Source organism: Paracoccus sp. MA, assembly GCF_020990385.1.
GTDB lineage: Bacteria > Pseudomonadota > Alphaproteobacteria > Rhodobacterales > Rhodobacteraceae > Paracoccus.
On sequence record NZ_CP087597.1, the window covers coordinates 559,658 to 578,444 of the forward strand.

Below are 18,787 nucleotides of genomic sequence, written 5' to 3' on the forward strand. Positions count from 1 at the left end.
CCTTGAATGTCAGGCGAGACCTATGCCTGCCGGGCCGGGCTTGGCAAGGGGCAGGCGTTCGCCAAAACGGCAATGCCATCCCAAACCGGGCCGGCCGGATGGAATGGCGTTCTTTTCGTGGGCGTTACGCTGCGGAAAGCGCGGCGATGATCGGGCCGAAATCCTCCGCCTTGAGGCTGGCGCCGCCGACCAGCGCGCCGTTCACATGCGGGATGGCGAAGATTTCGGCCGCATTGCCGGGCTTGACCGAGCCGCCATAGAGCAGGGCGAAGTCGGCCCCGTCGGCGAAACGCGCCGAGAGGCGCTCGCGTATCAGAACATGCACCTCGGCGATCTGCTCGGAGGTGGGCGTGCGGCCGGTGCCGATGGCCCAGACCGGTTCATAGGCGATCACCGTGTTGGCGGCCGTGGCGCCATCCGGGACCGAGCCAGCCAGCTGTGCCGCGATCACGTCCAGCGTCTGGCCCGCATCGCGCTGCGCCTCGGTCTCGCCGACGCAGATCACCGCGACCAGGCCGGCCTCATGCGCGGCGACGGATTTGGCGGCGACCTGGGCGTCGGTTTCGGCATGATCGGTGCGGCGCTCGGAATGGCCGAGGATGACGTGGCTGGCGCCGGCGTCCTTCAGCTGCGCGGCGGCGATGTCGCCGGTATGGGCGCCCGAGGCTTTCGCGTGGCAGTCCTGGCCGCCGGTGGCGATGCCCTTGGCCGCCATGGCATGGATCAGCGTGGCGGGCGGGCAGACCAGCAGGTCGCAGCCGGGCGCCGGGTGTTCGGCCAGCAGCCGGTCGATCTCGGCCAGCGAGGCCAGGGTTCCGTTCATCTTCCAGTTGCCGGCGGCGAGTTTGCGCGGGGCCATCAGCCTCTCCCTCTCTCTTGGTCTGACAGGGGATTAGGCCGGGGCTTTCCCGCGATCAAGACGGGCAGGGCGATGTGGGCGCTAACGCGCCGGAAAAACCCTCAGGTCTTGGCGCGCGACCCTTCGAGCGCCGCGAAGCTGACCGATTCGCCGCAGCCGCAGCTGTCGGTGACGTTCGGGTTGCGGAACCTGAAGCCGGATTCCAGCAGGCCGGTTTCATAGTCGATCTCGGTCCCGAACAGGAACATCTGCGCGGTGGGGGCGATCAGCACCCGCGCCGCACCCTGTTCGACCACCTCGTCGCCGGGCGAGGCGGTCTCGGCCAGCTCCATGGTGTATTCCATGCCGGCGCAGCCGCCCTTCTTCAGGCCGATGCGCAGGCCGCTGGCGGATTTCTGGGCCATCAGCCGGGCGATCTGCCGCTCGGCCGCCTGGGTGATGGTCACGGGGGATTTGCCGGGGATCGAAAACATCTCGGGCCTTTTCTGTTCGCTGTCTCTCATTTAGGAGCAACGGGGCCGCCGCTCAAGGGGTGCTTGACACCGGGCGCGGGACGGCTATAAGCGCCGCTTCATTGGTGTTGGTGGACCCCGCAAGGGGAATCCTGTCGGGCATTACGCCAAAGGACAACGCCCTTCGAGAACATAACATAAAGAAGGAGATCAGCGATGACCAAACGCACCGCTGCCAAGTACAAGATCGACCGCCGCATGGGCGAGAACATCTGGGGCCGCGCCAAGTCGCCGCTCAACCGCCGCGAATACGGCCCCGGCCAGCACGGCCAGCGCCGCAAGGGCAAGCTGTCGGATTTCGGCACCCAGCTGCGCGCCAAGCAGAAGCTGAAGGGCTATTACGGCGACCTGACCGAGAAGCAGTTCCGCCGCATCTATGCGGAAGCCGAGCGCGTCAAGGGCGACACCGGCGAGAACCTGATCGGCCTGCTGGAGCGTCGCCTGGACGCGGTGATCTATCGCGCCAAGTTCGTGCCGACCATCTTCGCCGCCCGCCAGTTCGTGAACCACGGCCATGTCGAGGTGAACGGCAAGCGCGTGAACATCGCCTCCTATCGCGTGAAAGAGGGCGACGTCGTCTCGATCCGCGAGCGGTCGCGCCAGCTGGCCATCGTGCTGGAATCGGTCGGCCTGGCCGAGCGCGACGTGCCGGACTACCTGGAAGTGGACCACAACAAGATGACCGCGAGTTTCGTGCGCACCCCGGCCCTGGGCGACGTGCCCTATGCCGTGCAGATGGAGCCGAACCTGGTCGTCGAATTCTACGCGAAGAACTGATCCTTTCGGGTCAGACGGGTTGCAGGGCCGTCCCTTCGGGGGCGGCCTTTTCCTTTGCGGCGCGGCCGCAGGGGTATTTTGGAAAACAGAGAAGGCGGGGCCGTGCCCCCAAGGCCACAACCGGGGCCGGTAACGATCCTGTGGATTGCAGCGCCTGCCTGCGGTCTGGAATGAGAGCTCTACGGGCAAATCTCGGAGGATGCGATGCGGCTTGTGGCGGTTTTGATGGTGGTGCTGGCGCTGCCCGTTGCGGCGCAGGAGAAGCCCGCCAGGGACGAGCGGCTCTGGACCTGCGAGACCTCCATCGCCGGCGAAAAGACCGAGATCAACTATGTCCGCGATGCCGAATTCCGCGAGAATGTCGGGCGGCTCGAGAAGAACTTTTCGGGCTGGGGACGGATCTCGTGCCCCGGCTATGTCACCCTGCGCGAGATCCTGCGGCGCAACGCCATGGGTGATGACGGCAGCTATTGCCTGCTCTGGGACAAGCAGAACGACACCTATATCGGCGCGCAGAAAGGCCCGCGCAAGGGCAATGCCCTGTGCCGCAAGACCTTCTGCGAACGGGTGAATTCGGCGCGGCAGGCGACCTTCCGCAATGCCAACGCGCTGGCGGTGGCGGGCTACGACGCGGTGACGCAGCGGCCCGGCGCCGCGATCCTGGCGGCGGGCTCGGGCCAGATGGTCGGCACGCTGGAGGCAGCGGGGGCGGCGGCCATGGGCATGGCGGCCTCGCCGGTGGCGGTCGGCTCGCTGGTCATCGGCTCGGCCGCCGTGGGCGGCACCATGTGGTATTGCGCCGAGGAATAGTGCCGCGCAGCCATGCTCGCTGCCCCGTGGCGCTTCACCGTTTTCCAAATACTCCCGCAGCGGCCCCACAAGCGAAAAGGCCGCCCCCGAAGGGACGGCCCGCGACACTTGCCCCGTGATGCGGATCAGGCCTTGGCCAGGTTGCGCAGCACGTAATGCAGCACGCCGCCGTTTTCGAGATATTCGATCTCGACCTCGGTATCGACCCGGGCCTTGAGCTGGATCACCTTCTCGCTGCCATCGGCATAGCGGATGGTGCAGGCGACCTGCGACAGCGGCTTGAACTCGCCGGCCAGCCCGTCGATCGAGATCACCTCGTCGCCCTTGAGCCCCAGGGTCTTGCGGTTCTCGCCGCCCGTGAACTCGAAGGGGATCACGCCCATGCCGACCAGGTTCGAGCGGTGGATGCGCTCGAAGCTCTCGGCGATGACCGCCTTGACGCCCAGCAGGTTGGTGCCCTTGGCCGCCCAGTCGCGCGACGAGCCGGCGCCGTATTCGACGCCGCCGAAGATGACCAGCGGCGTGCCCTGCGCCTGATAGGCCATCGAGGCGTCGAAGATCGAGGTCTGCTGCCCGTCCGGGCCCAGGGTATAGCCGCCCTCGACCCCGTCCAGCATCTCGTTGCGGATGCGGATATTGGCGAAGGTGCCGCGCATCATGACCTCGTGGTTGCCGCGGCGCGAGCCGTAGCTGTTGAAGTCCTTGGGCGCGACCTGCCGCTCGGTCAGGTATTTGCCGGCCGGGGTGGTCGGCTTGAACGAGCCGGCGGGCGAGATGTGGTCGGTGGTGATCATGTCGCCCAGGATCGCCAGGATGCGGGCGCCCTGGATATCGTCGATCTGGCCGGGCTCCTTGGACATGCCGCGGAAATAGGGCGGGTTCTGGATATAGGTCGAGGTCGGCGGCCAGTCATAGGTCTCGCTGTCGGTGACCTCGACCGCCTGCCAGCGCTCGTCGCCCTTGAACACGTCGGCATATTTCTTCTGGAACGCCTCGCGGGTGACGGTGGCCTCGACCAGTTCCGCGACTTCCTGCGCGGTCGGCCAGATGTCCTTCAGGTAGACGTCCTTGCCCTCGGGCGTCTGGCCGATCGGGTCCTTGGTCAGGTTGATGTTCACGTCGCCGGCAATGGCATAGGCCACGACCAGCGGCGGCGAGGCCAGGTAGTTGGCGCGCACGTCGGGCGAGATGCGGCCCTCGAAGTTGCGGTTGCCCGACAGCACCGCGGTCGCGACCAGGTCGTTGTCATGGATCGCCTTGGAGATTGCCGCATCGCCCAAGGGCCCCGAATTGCCGATGCAGGTGGTGCAGCCATAGCCGACCAGGTTGAAGCCGAGCGCGTCCAGATCCTCCTGCAGACCCGCTGCCTCCAGGTATTCGCCCACCACCTGCGAGCCGGGCGCGAGCGAGGTCTTGACCCAGGGCTTGCGGGTCAGGCCGAGCGCGCGGGCCTTGCGCGCCACCAGGCCGGCGCCGATCATCACATAGGGGTTCGAGGTGTTGGTGCAGGAGGTGATCGCCGCGATCACCACCGAACCGTCGCGGATGGTGTAGTCCTTGCCCTCGACCGCCACGGTCTTGCGCACGTCGGTGCCCGAGGCTGCGGCCACGCCGCCGCCTTCCTCGACCATCTCTTCGGCCGCGGCCGACATGTCCACGCCGCGGTATTCGGCCACGGTCTTGTAGAAGGCCCGGGCGGCGAGGTTCAGCGGCGTGTAGTCCTGCGGGCGCTTCGGACCCGAGATCGCCGGGACGATGTCGCTCATGTCCAGATGCAGCGTGTCGGTATAGACCGGCTCGTAATCCGCGCCGCGCCAGAAGCCGTTCTGCTTGGCATAGGCCTCGACCAGGGCGATGCGCTCCTCGTCGCGGCCGGTGTTGCGCAGGTAGCGCAGCGTCTCGTTGTCGATGGGGAAGAAGCCGCAGGTGGCGCCGTATTCGGGGGCCATGTTGGCGATGGTGGCGCGGTCCGCCAGCGGCAGGTGGTCCAGCCCCTCGCCGTAGAATTCGACGAACTTGCCGACCACGCCCTTCTTGCGCAGCATCTGGACGACCTTCAGCACCAGGTCGGTCGCCGTGGTGCCCTCCATCATCCTGCCGGTCAGCTTGAAGCCCACGACCTCGGGGATCAGCATCGACACCGGCTGGCCCAGCATCGCCGCCTCGGCCTCGATGCCGCCGACGCCCCAGCCCAGCACGGCCAGGCCGTTGACCATGGTGGTGTGGCTGTCGGTGCCGACCAGCGTGTCGGGATAGGCGACGGTCTCGCCCGCCTGGTCGGTATCGGTCCAGACGGTCTGGGCCAGGTATTCCAGGTTCACCTGATGGCAGATGCCGGTGCCGGGCGGCACCACGCGGAAGTTGTTGAACGCGTTCTGGCCCCATTTCAGGAAGGTGTAGCGTTCCAGGTTCCGTTCATATTCCAGCTCGACATTGCGCTGGAAGGCGCGGGGATTGCCGAAATCGTCGATCATCACCGAATGGTCGATGACCAGATCCACCGGGTTCAGCGGGTTGATCTTTTGCGCGTCGCCGCCAAGCGCCTTGATGCCGTCGCGCATCGCCGCCAGGTCCACCACCGCCGGGACGCCGGTAAAGTCCTGCATCAGCACCCGGGCCGGGCGATAGGCGATCTCGCGCGGGTTCTGGCCGCCTTGCCGCGCCCATTCGGCGAAGGCCCTGATGTCCTCCACGCTGACCGTGCGGCCGCCGTCCTCGAAGCGCAGCAGGTTCTCCAGCACCACCTTCAGCGAGGCCGGCAGCTTCGAGAAATCGCCCAGGCCGGCCTGGGTCGCGGCGTCGATCGAGTAATAGGCATAGCTCTGAGAGCCCACCTGAAGCTGGCGGCGCGTCTTTGCGGTGTCTGTTCCGGTTTCGATGGGCATGACTCGGCTCCCTATCCTTGCAAAAAGGTGGCTGAATGGCGGTTCCGCCTGTCATTTGCCCCTTTTCGGCATGGGGATCAAGGGGGCGGGACAAGGTTTGTATGCAATTGTATGCCAAAATTTCGCTGCACTTGCAAGATGTGGGTTTTGCATCACGGTCACACGGCGGGAACGGCGCGCTAACAAAGCATTGATTTGTCGTTCCTGTGCCGGGCGGTTTACCTGATGCGGATCGGAAGGCCGGGAAAACGGACAAAATGGCGGCAGCGCGCATCGAGATGACGGACCGGGGGCAGGACAGACGGGCGATATCCTGGCCGGGCCTGGCCTGCGCGGCCTGGATGCTGCTGGCCGGACTGGCGGCGCCGGCATGGGCGCAGGACGCCCCGGCCGGTCCGGCGCCGGCGCCTGCGGCCTCCTCCATGCCCGGCCCGGACCGGGACTTCCTGTCCGACGAGGTTTCGGACTGGCCCTTGCCGCCGGCCTTTGCGGAGGAGGAAGAGGATGACGGCGTCATCGGCCTGATCGAGGCGCCCAAGGACGCGCCCGGCGTCCCGGCCGAGATGATGCCGCCCGCCATGCATCCCGAGACGCTGTCGGCGCCCGGCATCGTCTCTTTCGCCGAGGCGCAGCCGCGCAGCCGCATGATGGGGCCGGTGGGCCATCCGCCGGTGGTGGTCGAGCTCTTCACCTCGCAGGGCTGCTCCTCATGCCCGCCGGCGGACGAGATGCTGGCGGATCTGGCCGACCGCGAGGACGTGCTGGCGCTGTCATGGCATGTCGATTACTGGGATTATCTCGGCTGGGCCGATGATTTCGCCCGGCCGGAATTCACCCGCCGCCAGCAGGCCTATGCCCATCAGACCGGCGAGCGGGCGATCTATACCCCGCAACTGATCGTCGGCGGCACCGATACGCTGATCGCGCTGCGTCCGGCCGAGCTGATGGGCCTGCTGCAGACCCAGATGGCGCGCCCGGCGCCGGTCATGTTCTCCTCCAGCCCGGGCAAGGAGGGCTACCGCATCGAGCTGACGCCGCGCGGCCCCATCGCCGACCGGGTGGCGATCATCCTGGTGCGCTATGCGCCGCATCGCAAGGTCGCGATCAAGGCCGGCGAGAACCGCGGCATCGCGCTGGACTACCGCAACGTGGTGCTGGCCGCCGAACGCATCGCCGAATGGGACGGCCGCACGCCCCTGCGCATGACCGTCAGGCGCGACAGCCAGAACAGCGCCGACTTTCCCGACGATACCCGCCACGCCATCCTGGCGCAGGAGCTGGGGCAGGGCGATCCGCGCTCGGCCAGCGGTCCGATCCTGGCGGCGATCCGGCTGGACTGACGCGCCGCTTGCGCCGCGGCCGCCCTCGGGGCAAAACCCCGCCACCCGAGCATAAGAGGAATCCGCCTTGACCGAAGCCCGCAAGATCAATCCCTGGCTCAAGGCCGCGCTGGAATTCGGCCCGCTGATCCTGTTCTTCCTCGTCTTCTCGCGCTTCCGCGACCATGCGGTCACGCTGGCGGGCCGGGACCATTCCGGCTTCATCCTGGCGACGCTGGTCTTCATCCCGGTGCTGGTGCTCAGCACCCTGGCGCTGTGGCGGCTGACGGGCAGGCTGTCGCCCATGCAGATCGCCACGCTGGTGCTGGTCGTGGTCTTCGGGGGGTTGTCGGTCTGGCTGAACGATCCCCGCTTCTTCAAGATGAAGCCGACGATCATCTACCTGATCTTCGCCGCCCTGCTGGGCATCAGCCTGGCCCGGCGCCGCAACTGGCTGGAGCTGGTCATGTCCGAGGCCCTGCCGATGAATGCCGAGGGCTGGCGCATCCTGACCCTGCGCATGGTGGCGCTGTTTTTGGGCCTTGCCGCCGCGAACGAGGCGGTCTGGCGCCTGATGTCGGAAACCGCCTGGGTGAACTTCAAGACCTTCGGCCTGCCGGCGATCATGGTGGTGTTCTTCGTCGCCAATTCCCGCCTGTTCGAGCGCCACGCCCAGCCCCGCGACGGCGAATAGCGCCCGCTGCACCCTTGCACGGCTGGCCCGGCGGGAGTAACCGGACCTCCTGACCATCAGGAGCGAGCCCATGTCCCAGGAGTCGAAGGCCCAGGAGTCGAACCAGCCTCTGCATCCGCGCACGCGCGCCGTCCATCACGGCATCCGGCGCAGCCAGTATGGCGAGATGGCCGAGGCGCTGTTCATGACCCAGGGCTTCTCCTATGACAGCGCCGAGCAGGCCGAGGCCCGCTTCATCCAGACCGGCCCGGACGAGTTCATCTATGCCCGCTACGGCAACCCGACCTCGCGCATGTTCGAGGACCGCATCGCCGATCTGGAGGGGACCGAGGACGCCTTCGCCACCGCCAGCGGCATGGCGGCGGTCAACGGCGCGCTGATGTGCTTCGTCAAGCCGGGCGATCACATCGTCTCGTCTCGGGCGCTGTTCGGCTCCTGCCTCTATGTGCTCGACGTGCTGGCCCGCTTCGGGGTCGAGGTCTCCTATGTGGACGGCACCGATCTGGAGCAATGGCGCGCCGCGATCCGGCCCGAGACGAAGGCGGTATTCTTCGAGTCGGTGTCGAATCCGACGCTGGAGGTGGTCGACATCGCCGGCGTGGCGGACCTGGCCCATGCGGTCGGGGCGCTGGTGGTGGTGGACAATGTCTTCGCCACCCCGGTCTATTCCCGCGCCGTCGAACAGGGCGCCGACGTGGTGGTCTATTCCGCGACCAAGCATATCGACGGCTCGGGCCGCTGCCTGGGCGGGGTGATCTGCGGCACGCGCCAGTTCGTGCGCGAGGTGGCCGAGCCCTATCTGAAGCATACCGGCGGCGCGATCAGCCCCTTCAACGCCTGGATGATGCTGAACGGGCTGGCGACGATGGAGCTGCGGGTGCGCGCCCAGACCGACAGCGCGCTGCGCATCGCGACCGAGCTGAAGGCCGAGCCGAAGCTTGCCCGGGTGATCTATCCCGGCCTGGCCGATCACCCCCAGCACGACCTGGTGCAGCGCCAGATGGGGGCGGGCGGCACCATGGTCGCCATCGACCTGGGCAGCAAGGAGGCGGCCTTCGCGGCGATGAACCGCATGCGCATCTTCCAGATCTCGAACAACCTGGGCGATGCGAAATCCATCGTCACCCATCCCGCCACCACCACCCACCAGCGCCTGTCCGAAGAGGTGCGGCTGGGCCTTGGCATCACGCCCGGCCTGCTGCGCCTGTCCATCGGGCTGGAGGATGCCGGAGACCTGATCGCGGACATCCGCCAGTCGCTGGCCTGATATAGGGGGCACCTGAACTTGCCGGGTGCCTCTTTCCTTTCTGGTCCCGAGTCCCCAGATTGTTGCCGACCGCCAAGCGAGGACGACCATGACCGAGGCCCGCCCCGTTGCCACCGACCGTGCCTATCCGGCGCTGAACCGCGAATATCCGGCCGATTTCCGGGTCGACGACAGCTACAAGGCCAGCCTGCCGGACCTGCAGAACGGTCCGGCCAGCCTGATCGTCGGCGCCCGCGCGCCGATCCAGCATGTCGGCATCTCGAATTTCCGCCTGCCCATCCGCTACCAGACCCCGCCCGATTCGGCGGATCACGGCGGCGAGATCACGCTGGAGACCTCGGTTACCGGCACCGTCAGCCTGGAGGCCGACCGCAAGGGCATCAACATGAGCCGCATCATGCGCTCGTTCTATGCCCATGCGGAAAAGCAGTTCTCGATGGGCGTGCTCGAGGCGGCGCTCGAGGATTACAAATCCGACCTGGACAGTTTCGACGCCCGCATCCAGATGCGGCTCAGCTATCCGATGCGGGTCGAATCGCTGCGCTCGGGCCTGACGGGCTGGCAATATTACGACATCGCGCTGGAACTGGTCGAAAAGGCCGGGCAACGGCTGCGGATCATGCATTTCGACTATGTCTATTCCTCGACCTGCCCCTGCTCGCTGGAACTCAGCGAACATGCCCGGCAGATGCGCGGCCAGCTGGCCACGCCGCATTCGCAGCGCAGCATCGCCCGGATCTCGGTGGTGATGCAGGGCGACACCCTCTGGTTCGAGGACATGGTGGCGCTGTGCCGCCGCGCCGTCGCCACCGAAACCCAGGTCATGGTCAAGCGCGAGGACGAGCAGGCCTTTGCCGAGCTGAACGCCGCCAATCCGATCTTCGTCGAGGATGCGGTGCGCGCCTTTGCCGGCGAGCTGATGGCCGAGCCGCGCATCGGCGATTTCCGCGTCGTCGCCAGCCACCAGGAATCGCTGCATTCGCATGACGCGGTCTCGGTGCTGACCCAGGGCGAGACCTTCGCCCATGCCAGCCTCGATCCCGCGATCTTCGCCGGTTTGCGGGCCTGATGTGAACAAGGCGTGAACACGGGCTTTCCCGACGCGCCGGCAGCGGCTATGGTGCGGGCATGAGCAATTTCGACGACTCGGATGCCTTCGAGGCCGCAGCCGCGCCGGTGCCGCAGAAAGGGCCGCTGTCCCAGCGTGCCATGGGCGCACGGCCGACGCCCTATCTGGATGGGTTGAACCCGGCGCAACGCGCGGCCGTCGAGGCGCTGGACGGCCCGGTCCTGCTGCTTGCGGGTGCCGGCACCGGCAAGACCCGCGCCCTGACCACGCGCATCGCGCATCTGCTGAACCTGGGCCTCGCCCGGCCCGGACAGATTCTGGCCGTGACCTTCACCAACAAGGCCGCGCGCGAGATGAAGGACCGCATCGGCCGGCTCCTGGGCGAGATGGTCGAGGGCATGCCCTGGCTCGGCACCTTCCACTCGATCAGCGTCAAGATCCTGCGCCGCCATGCCGAACTGATCGGCGACGGCGAGCTGCACCTGAAGCCCAGCTTCACCATTCTGGACACCGACGACCAGATCCGGCTGCTCAAGCAGCTGATCCAGGCCGAGAACATCGACGAAAAGCGCTGGCCGGCGCGGCAGCTCGCGCATCTGATCGACGGCTGGAAGAACCGCTGCCTGTCCCCGGCAAAGCTGCCCAAGGGCGAGGAACGCGCCTTCGACGGCCGCGGCGGGCGGCTTTACGCCGCCTATCAGCGCCGGTTGCTGGAACTGAACGCGGTCGATTTCGGCGACCTGCTGATGCATTGCGTCAACCTGTTCCAGGCGCATCCCGACGTGCTGCGGACCTGGCAGGACCGTTTCCGCTATATTCTCGTGGACGAATACCAGGACACCAACGTCGCGCAATACATGTGGCTGCGGCTGTTGGCGCAGGCGCATCGCAACATCTGCTGCGTCGGCGACGACGACCAGTCGATCTATGGCTGGCGCGGCGCCGAGGTCGGCAATATCCTGCGCTTCGAAAGCGATTTCCCCGGCGCGCAGGTGATCCGGCTGGAACAGAACTATCGCTCGACCCCGCATATCCTCGCCGCCGCCTCGGGGCTGATCGCGGCCAACAAGGGGCGGCTGGGCAAGACGCTGTGGACCGAGGCCGAGGAGGGCGAGCGCGTCCGCCTGATCGGCCATTGGGACAGCGAGGCCGAGGCGCGCTGGATCGGCGAGGAGATCGAGGCCTTCCACGGCGGCCATCGTCACAGCATCGGCCAGCGCAGCCTGAACGACATCGCCATCCTCGTGCGCGCCAGCCACCAGATGCGGGCCTTCGAGGACCGTTTCATGACCATCGGATTGCCTTACCGGGTGATCGGCGGTCCCCGCTTCTACGAGCGGGCCGAGATCCGCGATGCCATGGCCTATTTCCGGCTGGCGGTCAGCCCCACCGACGACCTGGCCTTCGAGCGCATCGTGAACGTGCCCAAGCGCGGCTTGGGCGACAAGGCGGTGCAGAAGATCCAGATCGAGGCGCGGGAACGCGGCCTGTCGCTCTTGGAAGGCGCGGCCTCGGCCGTCGCCACCGGCGCGCTTGGCGGCAAGGGGGCAGGGGCGCTGCGGCAGTTCACCGAGGCCATGGGCCGCTGGCATGCCGATGCGCTGGACGCCTCGGTGAACCATGTCGAGCTGGCCGAGCGCATCCTGGACGAATCCGGCTATACCGCCATGTGGCAGAACGACAAGTCGCCCGATGCGCCGGGGCGGCTGGACAACCTGAAGGAACTGGTCAAGGCGCTGGAGGAATTCGAGAACCTCCAGGGTTTCCTCGAACATGTCGCGCTGGTCATGGACAATGACAAGGGCGAGCAGTCCGAGGAGGTCTCGATCATGACGCTGCACGCCGCCAAGGGGCTGGAATATCCCATCGTCTTCCTGCCGGGATGGGAGGACGGGCTGTTCCCCAGCCAGCGCAGCATGGACGAGTCGGGCATGAAGGGGCTCGAGGAAGAGCGGCGCCTGGCCTATGTCGGCATCACCCGCGGCGAGGAACTGGTGACGATCAGCTTCGCCGGCAATCGCCGGATGTATGGGCAATGGCAGTCGTCGCTGCCCTCGCGCTTCATCGACGAACTGCCCGAGGATCATGTCGAGGTGCTGACGCCGCCCGGCCTTTACGGCGGCGGCTATGGCGCGGCGGCCCAGCCCTTTGCGCAATCGGTGATGCACGAACGCGCGGCGCGGGCGGATGTCTACAATTCGCCGGGCTGGAAGCGGATGCAGGAACGCTCCGCCCAGCGGGCGCAGCCCGTGCACCGCACGCCGGTGGTGATCGATGCCGAGCCGGCGGCGCGGTTTGCGGTCGGCGACCGGGTGTTCCACCAGAAATTCGGCAACGGCACGGTCATGGGCATTGCCGAGGACACGCTGACCGTCGAATTCCCGACCGGCTTCAAGACCATCAAGGCGGGCTATGTGCAGCCCGCCTCGGGTGGCTCGTCGGGCGCGTCCACCGACGACGTGCCCTTCTAGAGCGCGGCGCGCACCACATCCGCCAAGGGCGTGGTCGGCCGTCCGATCAGCGCCGACAGCTGCCGGCCGTCCTCGAACAGCGCGCCCTGGCTTGCGCCCACGTCCCAACCGGCGATCGCCGCCGCCAGCCCCTCCGGCAGCCCGGCCGCGACCAGCGCCGCGGCATGATCCGCCTCGGAGAGGTTGCGATAGGGGATGTCCTTGCCGCTCTGGCGCGAGACCTCGGCGGCAAGATCGGCCAGAGTCCAGGCGTCGTCGCCGGCCAGCTCATAGGTCTTGCCGGCATGGCTGCCATCCGCGGCCACGATCGCCGCGGCATCGGCATAATCCGCCCGCGCCGCGCCCGAGATCCGGCCCGCGCCCGCCGCCCCGATCAGCGCGCCGTGCTGCAAGGCGGCCGGAACCGCGCCGGTATAATTCTCAGCATACCAGCCATTGCGCAGGATCACATGCGGAATGCCGGATTCCGCCAGCGCCGCCTCGGTCGCCACATGTTCGTCCGCCAGCGACAGGGGCGAGCGGTCGGCATGCAGCAGACTGGTATAGACGATCTGCCCGACGCCGGCAGCCTTGGCCGCCGCGATCACGGCGCGGTGCTGCGCTTCGCGCTTGCCGACCTCGCTCGAAGAAATCAGCACCAGCCGCGCGACGCCGGCCAGCGCCGGCGCCAGCGTCTCGGGGCGATCATAGTCGAAGGCGCGGGTCTCGACGCCCAGCTCGGCCTTTTCCGGCGAGCGCGCCAGGGCGACGATCTCGCCCGCGGGCAGCAGGGTCTTCAGCTTCTCGATGGTCAGGCGGCCCAGCTGGCCGGTGGCTCCGGTGACGGCAATGGTCGTGGGGTTTCTCCTTCTTGCGCCGGGCAAGATAGGCGCCTAACTTACGGTCCGTAAGTACGAACGGAAATGTTAGTATGCAGAATTTCGAGCGCGGAAACTTGCTGGCGGCGGAATGCCCGTCGCGCGACGTGCTGCGGCGCCTGACCGGGCGCTGGGGCATGCTGGTGCTGTGGGCGTTGAGCGGCGGCCCGCAACGCTTCGGCGGCTTGCGCAAGCGTATCGGCGGCGTCAGCGAGCGGATGCTGGCGCAGACCCTGCAGGGGCTGGAAACCGACGGCATGGTGCTGCGCCGCGACTTCGGCACCGTGCCGCCGCATGTGGAATACGAACTGACGCCCCTGGGCCAGCAGGCGGCGGCCCGCGTCGGCGCGCTGCTCGACTGGATCGAGGACAACCTGCCCAGCATCGCCCGAAACTGGCCCGAGTCCTGACCGGATCGCCGGCGGCCGACATCGCAAGATGGGTCTTTGGAAAACGAAGAAGCAGGGCGCGGCGCCCATGGCTTCTCTGTTTCTCAAATACCCCTGCACCCGTGCCGCCACCCCGGCGCTTGACCCTTCGCGCCCCAGGGCCTATCTGAGCCTCGCGCGGATGGCCGGATGACCGCGGCGGCAACGTCGAGGAAAGTCCGGACTCCATGAAGGCACGGTGCCGGGTAACGCCCGGCGGGGGCAACCCCAGGGAAAGCGCCACAGAGAAGAGACCGCCCATGCGTGCATGGGCAAGGGTGAAACGGTGGGGTAAGAGCCCACCGCGGGGCTGGCAACAGTCCCGGCACGGCAAGCCCCACCGGGAGCAATGCCGAATAGGGACCGCGCGTCGCAAGACAGGGCCGCCTTCGCCCCAGCAGGTCCGGGTTGGCAGCTAGATCCCGTCAGCAATGGCGGGGCCAGAGGAATGGTCATCGAAGGGGGCGACCCCGGAACAAAATCCGGCTTACAGGCCATCCGCGCAATTTCCTTCCTGAAATGTTATCCGCAAGGCAAGGCGCAGCCAGAACCCGGCCCTGTCCGGCGAGCAGGTCTGTCGCCCGGCCCTCGGGCAGGGGCCTCGATCTCGTCCCGAACCACGACCGAGGGCGGGGAAGCCAAGATGCGGGGCTCACGCCTCGGCCAGCCTCGTCGCGATGGCAGCCGACGATCCGCATGCAGATGGGCAATCCGCCCGCCATGCCGCAGGGCAGGCTGATCGCCGGATGCCCGGTTGAAGGGCAGGGTCCGCACCGGTGTCCAGGCCGCGCCATCGGCAAAACCGGTAAGGCCGGCGCGGTCTGCAGCGTCGTCGCGGTGACCAGCGCGTCGCGGCCGGCCAGCGCCTCGTCCATCTGCTGGCCAAGGCGCAGCGCCAGCGCGCGCGCCGTTGCCGGGTCGGCCTCGTCCAGCACCGCCCCGGTGATCAGGCCGCGCCGGACGTCGCGACCGTAATCGCCGCCGCGCGTCCGCAGCCGGCAACTCCACCAGCTCGACCGTCATGCCCGGCAGCGAAAGCTGTGAGACCGCGCCGCCGTCGGGCCGGCCCTCGGCGGGAACATTGCGGCCCGTCCGGGGGTTGAGCCGGCATCACGATTCCAGATGCAGGAGGAAAGCCTCATGGCCCATGCAAGCCGCAAGAAATTCGGGGCAGGGCAGCAGGATCAGGGCAAGGGCGACGCCTCGGGCGGCATGACCCCGGACACGGCCGAGGGCCTGCCCGAGAACGAGGTCCTGTCGAACCGCGACACCGCGCGGCATTCCCAGCAGCGCGGACTGGACAGCCGGCATGTGCAGAACCAGCAGCACCACGACCATGTCGGCAATCGCGAGGGCGCGGAGGAGGACGACCTGCCCGACCGGCGCCCGGATGACGAGCCGATACGCGACGAACCCTGATGGCGCCGCGTTCGTTCTGGAAAGGCTATCTGAAGCTGTCGCTGGTCACCTGTCCGGTCTCGATGATGCCGGCCACCGGCGAGGGCGAGAAGGTTCGCTTCCACACCCTGAATGCGAAAACCGGCAATCGCGTCCTCAGCCGCTATGTCGATGCCGAAACCGGCAAGCCCGTGGCCGAGGAGGACGAGGTCAAGGGCTATCCCCGGGGCGAGGACGAGCATGTGCTGCTGGAGGATGACGAGATCGAGGCGGTGGCGCTGGAAAGCACCCGGACCATCGATATCGACATGTTCGTGCCCTCGGATTCCATCGGCTGGATCTGGTATGACAAGCCGCATTACCTGATCCCCGACGATCCCATCGGCGAAGAGGCCTATTGCGTGATCCGCGACGCCATGGGCTCGACCGGGACGGTGGGCATCTCGCGGCTGGTGCTTTATCGCCGCGAACGCGCGGTGATGCTGGAGCCGCGCGACAAGGGCATCGTGCTCTGGACCCTGCGCTATGGCGACGAGGTGCGGCCCGACGCCGATTATTTCGACCAGATCGGCGAGGGGAAGGTCGATGCCGGGCTGCTGAAGCTGGTCACCCGGCTGATCGACGAGCGCAGCGCGCCCTGGGACCCGGCCATGGTCGCCGACCCGGTGCAGGACAAGCTTCTGGAGATCATCGCCGCCAAGACCAAAGGGCGCAAGCGGGCGGCGAAACCGAAGGCCGAGAAGCCCGCCGCGCCGGGCAATGTCATCAACATCATGGATGCGCTGAAGAAAAGCATCGCCTCGGAAAGCAAGGGCCGGCGGCGCTAGCCGGCCTTCCTGCGCCGGGTGCGCGGCGCTTCCAGCGGTGCGGCGGCGGCGCGGAAGCCCTCCCACGGATCCGAGGCGAGCGTAGCCAGCCGCGTCGGCATGTTCTGCAGGGTGAACCAGGCCGGGCCGATGCCGGCGTCAAGCTCGTCCCAGCGCAGCGGCGCCGAGACGGCGGCGCCGGGCCGGGCGCGGGTGGAATAGGCGGCGACGGCGGTGGCGCCGCGCTGGTTGCGCAGATAGTCGATCAGGATCTTGCCGCGCCGCTTGGCCTTGCTGATGGTCGAGACGTAGCGGTCCGGATCGTCGGCGGCCATGGCATCGGCCAGCGCCTTGGTGAAGGTCTTGACCGCCGGCCATTCCGCCCGCGGCCGCAGGGGCGCGACGACATGCAGCCCCTTGCCGCCCGAGGTCTTGACGAAAGCGGCGAGGCCGTGGTCCTCCAGCCGCTGGCGCAGTTCGCGCGCGGCCGCGACCACGGCGGGCCATTCCACCGCCTCGCCCGGATCGAGGTCCATGGTGATCATGTCGGGGCGCTCCCAATCGGCGATGGTCGCGCCCCAGGGGTGGATCTCCAGCGCCGCGGATTGCACCAGCCCCATCAGCCCGTCCAGGTCCTCGATCGCGATCAGCGGCTCGCCGGCGGGGTCCTTCGGATCCTGCACCTGGACGATATGCGGGCTGAGTCCCTTCCAGGCGTGTTTCTGAAAGAATTTCTCGCCCGCGATGCCGTTCGGGCAGCGCAGCAGCGCCAGCGGCCGGCCGGTGATCCAGGGCGCGATATGGCGCCAGATCTCGGCGTAATAGTCGGCGAGCCCTTCTTTCGTGACGCCTTCCTCGGGCCAGTAAAGCCGGTCCGGGTGGGTCAGCCGCACCCGGCGGCGCTGCGGGGCAGCGGGCTTCGCGGCGGGCCTGGCGGTCTCGCGCACGATCTCGGTCGCGGGCTTGTCCTCGCGCAGGCCGCGGAACGAGGCGTGGCGCAGATGGCCGTCGGCGGTCCAGGCGCGGAACTCGACCTCGGCCACCAGCTCGGGGCGGACATAGCGGGCCTGCCGCGCCTCCTCCGCCGTCAGGCGGGCGGCGAAGGGGCTTTTGGGGATGCGCATCCGGTCCAGCCGGCGGAACAGATCCTCGGCCACGGCGCCGGAAAACCCGGTGCCGACCCGGCCGACATGCTGCAATTCGCCATTCTCGTAAACGCCAAGGATCAGCGAGCCGATGGCCCTGCGCGATACCGACGAGGGCACGTAGCCTGCCACGACGAATTCCTGCCGGGCCGAGCATTTCGATTTGACCCAGGACCGGCCGCGCCCGGCGCGATAGGGGCTGTCGCGCAGCTTCGACACGATCCCCTCCAGGCTCAGCCGGCAGGCATGGCGCAGGACCAGCGCGCCGCTTTCCTCGAAATGGCTGCTCAGGCGCAGGACGCCGGCGGCCTCGCCCAGAAGCCGCGCCAGCAGCGCCTTGCGCTCGACCAGGGGCACGGCGCGCAGGTCGTAGCCGTCCAGATGCAGCAGGTCGAAGGCGTAGAACACGAAGCGGTCGGCGCGGCCGGCGCTCAGATCGGCCTGAAGCGCCGAGAAATCCGAGGCGCCGGCATCGGTCTCGACCACCAGCTCGCCGTCGAGGATGGCGGCGCCGGCGGGCAGGTCGCGCAGCGCCGCCGGCACGGCCTTGCCGAAGCGCGCGGTCCAGTCCAGCCCGCTGCGGGTCAGAAGCTTGACCCGCCCGGCCTCGATGTGGGCCAGCAGGCGGTAGCCGTCGAACTTGATCTCGTGCAGCCAGCGTTCGCCCTGCGGCGCGGCCGAGACCAGCGTGGCCAGCATCGGCTCGATAAAGCCCGGCATCGGCGCCTTGCGCGCACCCTTGACCGCCGCGGGCTCGGGCGGCTCCGGGGCGGGCTGCGGGTCGGGCTGCGGGTCGGGGTCTGCGGCGGGCTTTTTCGCCCGGCCGGCCGATTTGCGGATGCGGCCGGTCTTCGAGGACCAGCCCGGCGCCTCGCCCGCGACATCCGCGATCACCCGGCCGGTCTTGACCGATTCCGGTCGCTGGTCGAGGATGTCCGGCGCGTCCTCGCCGCGCGCGAAATCGTCCTCGCCCTTGATGAGCAGCCAGTTCTCGCGCTTCTCGCGCGGCTTGCCGCGCATGCGGACCAGATGCCAGCGCCCGCCCAGCTTTTCGCCCTGCAGCGTGAACTCCAGATGGCCTTTGGCATAGCCCTGATGCGGATCGCCCTCGGGCGTCCAGGTGCCGCGATCCCACAGGATGACGGTGCCGCCGCCATATTCGCCCTTGGGGATGGTGCCTTCGAAATCGCCGTATTCCAGCGGATGGTCCTCGACATGCACCGCCAGGCGCTTTTCGCCGGGCACCAGGCTGGGGCCCTTGGCGACGGCCCAGCTTTTCAGCACGCCGTCCAGCTCCAGCCGGAAGTCGTAATGCAGCCGGGTCGCGGCATGTTTCTGGATGACGAAGGCGTTGCCGGCCTTGCGCCGCCGCCCGCCGCGCGGCTCGGGCGTCGCCGAGAAATCCCGCTTCTTGCGATAGGTCTCCAGCGCCATGGCCTAACCGCCGACGCTTTCGGGCGCGGGTCCTGCGCGCCGGCGATCCGCAAGGG

15 protein-coding genes and 1 other RNA gene are annotated in these 18,787 nt (G+C 67.9%); 11 read left to right on the forward strand and 5 right to left on the reverse strand.

The genetic code is table 11. The features are described 5' to 3' along the window. Window positions 1–124 precede the first annotated feature (124 nt). Window positions 125–859, reverse strand: a complete 735-nt coding sequence (gene tpiA / locus LOS78_RS02880) for a triose-phosphate isomerase (protein WP_230376814.1) — start codon at window positions 857–859, stop codon at window positions 125–127. A 101-nt stretch (window positions 860–960) separates the two neighbouring features. Continuing rightward, complete coding sequence (locus LOS78_RS02885; protein ID WP_230376816.1) at window positions 961–1,332, reverse strand: iron-sulfur cluster assembly accessory protein; 372 nt, start codon at window positions 1,330–1,332, stop codon at window positions 961–963. Window positions 1,333–1,527: 195 nt separating this feature from the next. On the opposite strand from LOS78_RS02885, the gene rpsD reads away from it, so the two are divergent. Both rpsD and LOS78_RS02895 read left to right on the forward strand, forming a co-directional pair. Beyond that, window positions 1,528–2,148, forward strand: a complete 621-nt coding sequence (gene rpsD, locus LOS78_RS02890; RefSeq protein ID WP_230376817.1) for a 30S ribosomal protein S4 — start codon at window positions 1,528–1,530, stop codon at window positions 2,146–2,148. A 204-nt stretch (window positions 2,149–2,352) separates the two neighbouring features. Continuing rightward, window positions 2,353–2,958 carry a hypothetical protein gene (locus tag LOS78_RS02895; protein WP_028712630.1) on the forward strand — a complete coding sequence of 202 codons (606 nt, stop codon included), beginning with the start codon at window positions 2,353–2,355 and terminating at the stop codon, window positions 2,956–2,958. Window positions 2,959–3,083: 125 nt separating this feature from the next. On the opposite strand, the gene acnA is transcribed toward LOS78_RS02895, so the two are convergent. Beyond that, the gene (acnA, locus tag LOS78_RS02900) at window positions 3,084–5,843 is read right to left on the reverse strand and encodes an aconitate hydratase AcnA (RefSeq protein ID WP_230376818.1); all 2,760 of its coding nucleotides are present in this window, start codon (window positions 5,841–5,843) and stop codon (window positions 3,084–3,086) included. 257 nt (window positions 5,844–6,100) lie between these two features. Between acnA and LOS78_RS02905 the strand changes: the two genes are divergently transcribed. From LOS78_RS02905 to LOS78_RS02925, 5 genes are all read left to right on the forward strand, one after another. Then, window positions 6,101–7,183 (forward strand): thioredoxin family protein, encoded by a 1,083-nt coding sequence (locus LOS78_RS02905; RefSeq protein ID WP_230376819.1) that lies wholly within the window; start codon window positions 6,101–6,103, stop codon window positions 7,181–7,183. Between the two features lie 67 nt (window positions 7,184–7,250). Further along, window positions 7,251–7,856: an inner membrane-spanning protein YciB gene (locus LOS78_RS02910; RefSeq protein ID WP_230376820.1), complete on the forward strand. Its 606-nt coding sequence runs from the start codon at window positions 7,251–7,253 to the stop codon at window positions 7,854–7,856. 70 nt (window positions 7,857–7,926) lie between these two features. Then, window positions 7,927–9,123 carry an O-succinylhomoserine sulfhydrylase gene (gene metZ / locus LOS78_RS02915; protein WP_230376821.1) on the forward strand — a complete coding sequence of 399 codons (1,197 nt, stop codon included), beginning with the start codon at window positions 7,927–7,929 and terminating at the stop codon, window positions 9,121–9,123. Between the two features lie 25 nt (window positions 9,124–9,148). After that, a complete protein-coding gene (gene folE2, locus LOS78_RS02920) occupies window positions 9,149–10,192 on the forward strand; it encodes a GTP cyclohydrolase FolE2 (protein ID WP_371824704.1) in 1,044 nt (347 codons plus the stop codon). A gap of 59 nt (window positions 10,193–10,251) precedes the next feature. Beyond that, complete coding sequence (locus LOS78_RS02925) at window positions 10,252–12,663, forward strand: ATP-dependent helicase (protein ID WP_230376824.1); 2,412 nt, start codon at window positions 10,252–10,254, stop codon at window positions 12,661–12,663. Here the strand turns inward: LOS78_RS02925 and LOS78_RS02930 are convergent. Then, on the reverse strand, window positions 12,660–13,526 hold the full coding sequence (locus LOS78_RS02930; protein ID WP_230376826.1) for an NAD(P)H-binding protein: 867 nt from the start codon (window positions 13,524–13,526) through the stop codon (window positions 12,660–12,662). The genes LOS78_RS02925 and LOS78_RS02930 overlap by 4 nt on opposite strands. 47 nt (window positions 13,527–13,573) lie before the next feature. On the opposite strand from LOS78_RS02930, the gene LOS78_RS02935 reads away from it, so the two are divergent. The 4 genes from LOS78_RS02935 to LOS78_RS02950 all read left to right on the forward strand — a co-directional run bounded on the left by LOS78_RS02935 (window position 13,574) and on the right by LOS78_RS02950 (window position 16,173). Beyond that, window positions 13,574–13,930, forward strand: coding sequence for a helix-turn-helix domain-containing protein (locus LOS78_RS02935; RefSeq protein ID WP_230376828.1), 357 nt, complete (start codon window positions 13,574–13,576; stop codon window positions 13,928–13,930). Between the two features lie 156 nt (window positions 13,931–14,086). Continuing rightward, an RNA gene (gene rnpB, locus LOS78_RS02940) (RNase P RNA component class A) lies at window positions 14,087–14,454 on the forward strand. 634 nt (window positions 14,455–15,088) lie between these two features. Then, a complete protein-coding gene (locus LOS78_RS02945; protein ID WP_230376829.1) occupies window positions 15,089–15,367 on the forward strand; it encodes a hypothetical protein in 279 nt (92 codons plus the stop codon). Beyond that, window positions 15,367–16,173, forward strand: coding sequence for a Ku protein (locus LOS78_RS02950; protein ID WP_230376830.1), 807 nt, complete (start codon window positions 15,367–15,369; stop codon window positions 16,171–16,173). Before LOS78_RS02945 ends, LOS78_RS02950 begins: the two co-directional genes overlap by 1 nt. Here LOS78_RS02950 and ligD read toward each other — a convergent pair. Then, window positions 16,170–18,731, reverse strand: coding sequence for a DNA ligase D (gene ligD / locus LOS78_RS02955; protein WP_230376831.1), 2,562 nt, complete (start codon window positions 18,729–18,731; stop codon window positions 16,170–16,172). The two genes, LOS78_RS02950 and ligD, sit on opposite strands and share 4 nt — an antisense overlap. Window positions 18,732–18,787 lie beyond the last annotated feature (56 nt).

What these genes read in the sequence shown, in the direction of transcription:
- tpiA (WP_230376814.1), bottom strand. Translation starts at nt 859, where the DNA reads ATGGCCCCGCGCAAACTCGCCGCCGGCAACTGGAAGATGAACGGAACC.
- LOS78_RS02885 (WP_230376816.1), bottom strand. Translation starts at nt 1,332, where the DNA reads ATGTTTTCGATCCCCGGCAAATCCCCCGTGACCATCACCCAGGCGGCC.
- rpsD (WP_230376817.1), top strand. Translation starts at nt 1,528, where the DNA reads ATGACCAAACGCACCGCTGCCAAGTACAAGATCGACCGCCGCATGGGC.
- LOS78_RS02895 (WP_028712630.1), top strand. Translation starts at nt 2,353, where the DNA reads ATGCGGCTTGTGGCGGTTTTGATGGTGGTGCTGGCGCTGCCCGTTGCG.
- acnA (WP_230376818.1), bottom strand. Translation starts at nt 5,843, where the DNA reads ATGCCCATCGAAACCGGAACAGACACCGCAAAGACGCGCCGCCAGCTT.
- LOS78_RS02905 (WP_230376819.1), top strand. Translation starts at nt 6,101, where the DNA reads ATGGCGGCAGCGCGCATCGAGATGACGGACCGGGGGCAGGACAGACGG.
- metZ (WP_230376821.1), top strand. Translation starts at nt 7,927, where the DNA reads ATGTCCCAGGAGTCGAAGGCCCAGGAGTCGAACCAGCCTCTGCATCCG.
- LOS78_RS02925 (WP_230376824.1), top strand. Translation starts at nt 10,252, where the DNA reads ATGAGCAATTTCGACGACTCGGATGCCTTCGAGGCCGCAGCCGCGCCG.
- LOS78_RS02935 (WP_230376828.1), top strand. Translation starts at nt 13,574, where the DNA reads ATGCAGAATTTCGAGCGCGGAAACTTGCTGGCGGCGGAATGCCCGTCG.
- LOS78_RS02945 (WP_230376829.1), top strand. Translation starts at nt 15,089, where the DNA reads ATGGCCCATGCAAGCCGCAAGAAATTCGGGGCAGGGCAGCAGGATCAG.
- LOS78_RS02950 (WP_230376830.1), top strand. Translation starts at nt 15,367, where the DNA reads ATGGCGCCGCGTTCGTTCTGGAAAGGCTATCTGAAGCTGTCGCTGGTC.
- ligD (WP_230376831.1), bottom strand. Translation starts at nt 18,731, where the DNA reads ATGGCGCTGGAGACCTATCGCAAGAAGCGGGATTTCTCGGCGACGCCC.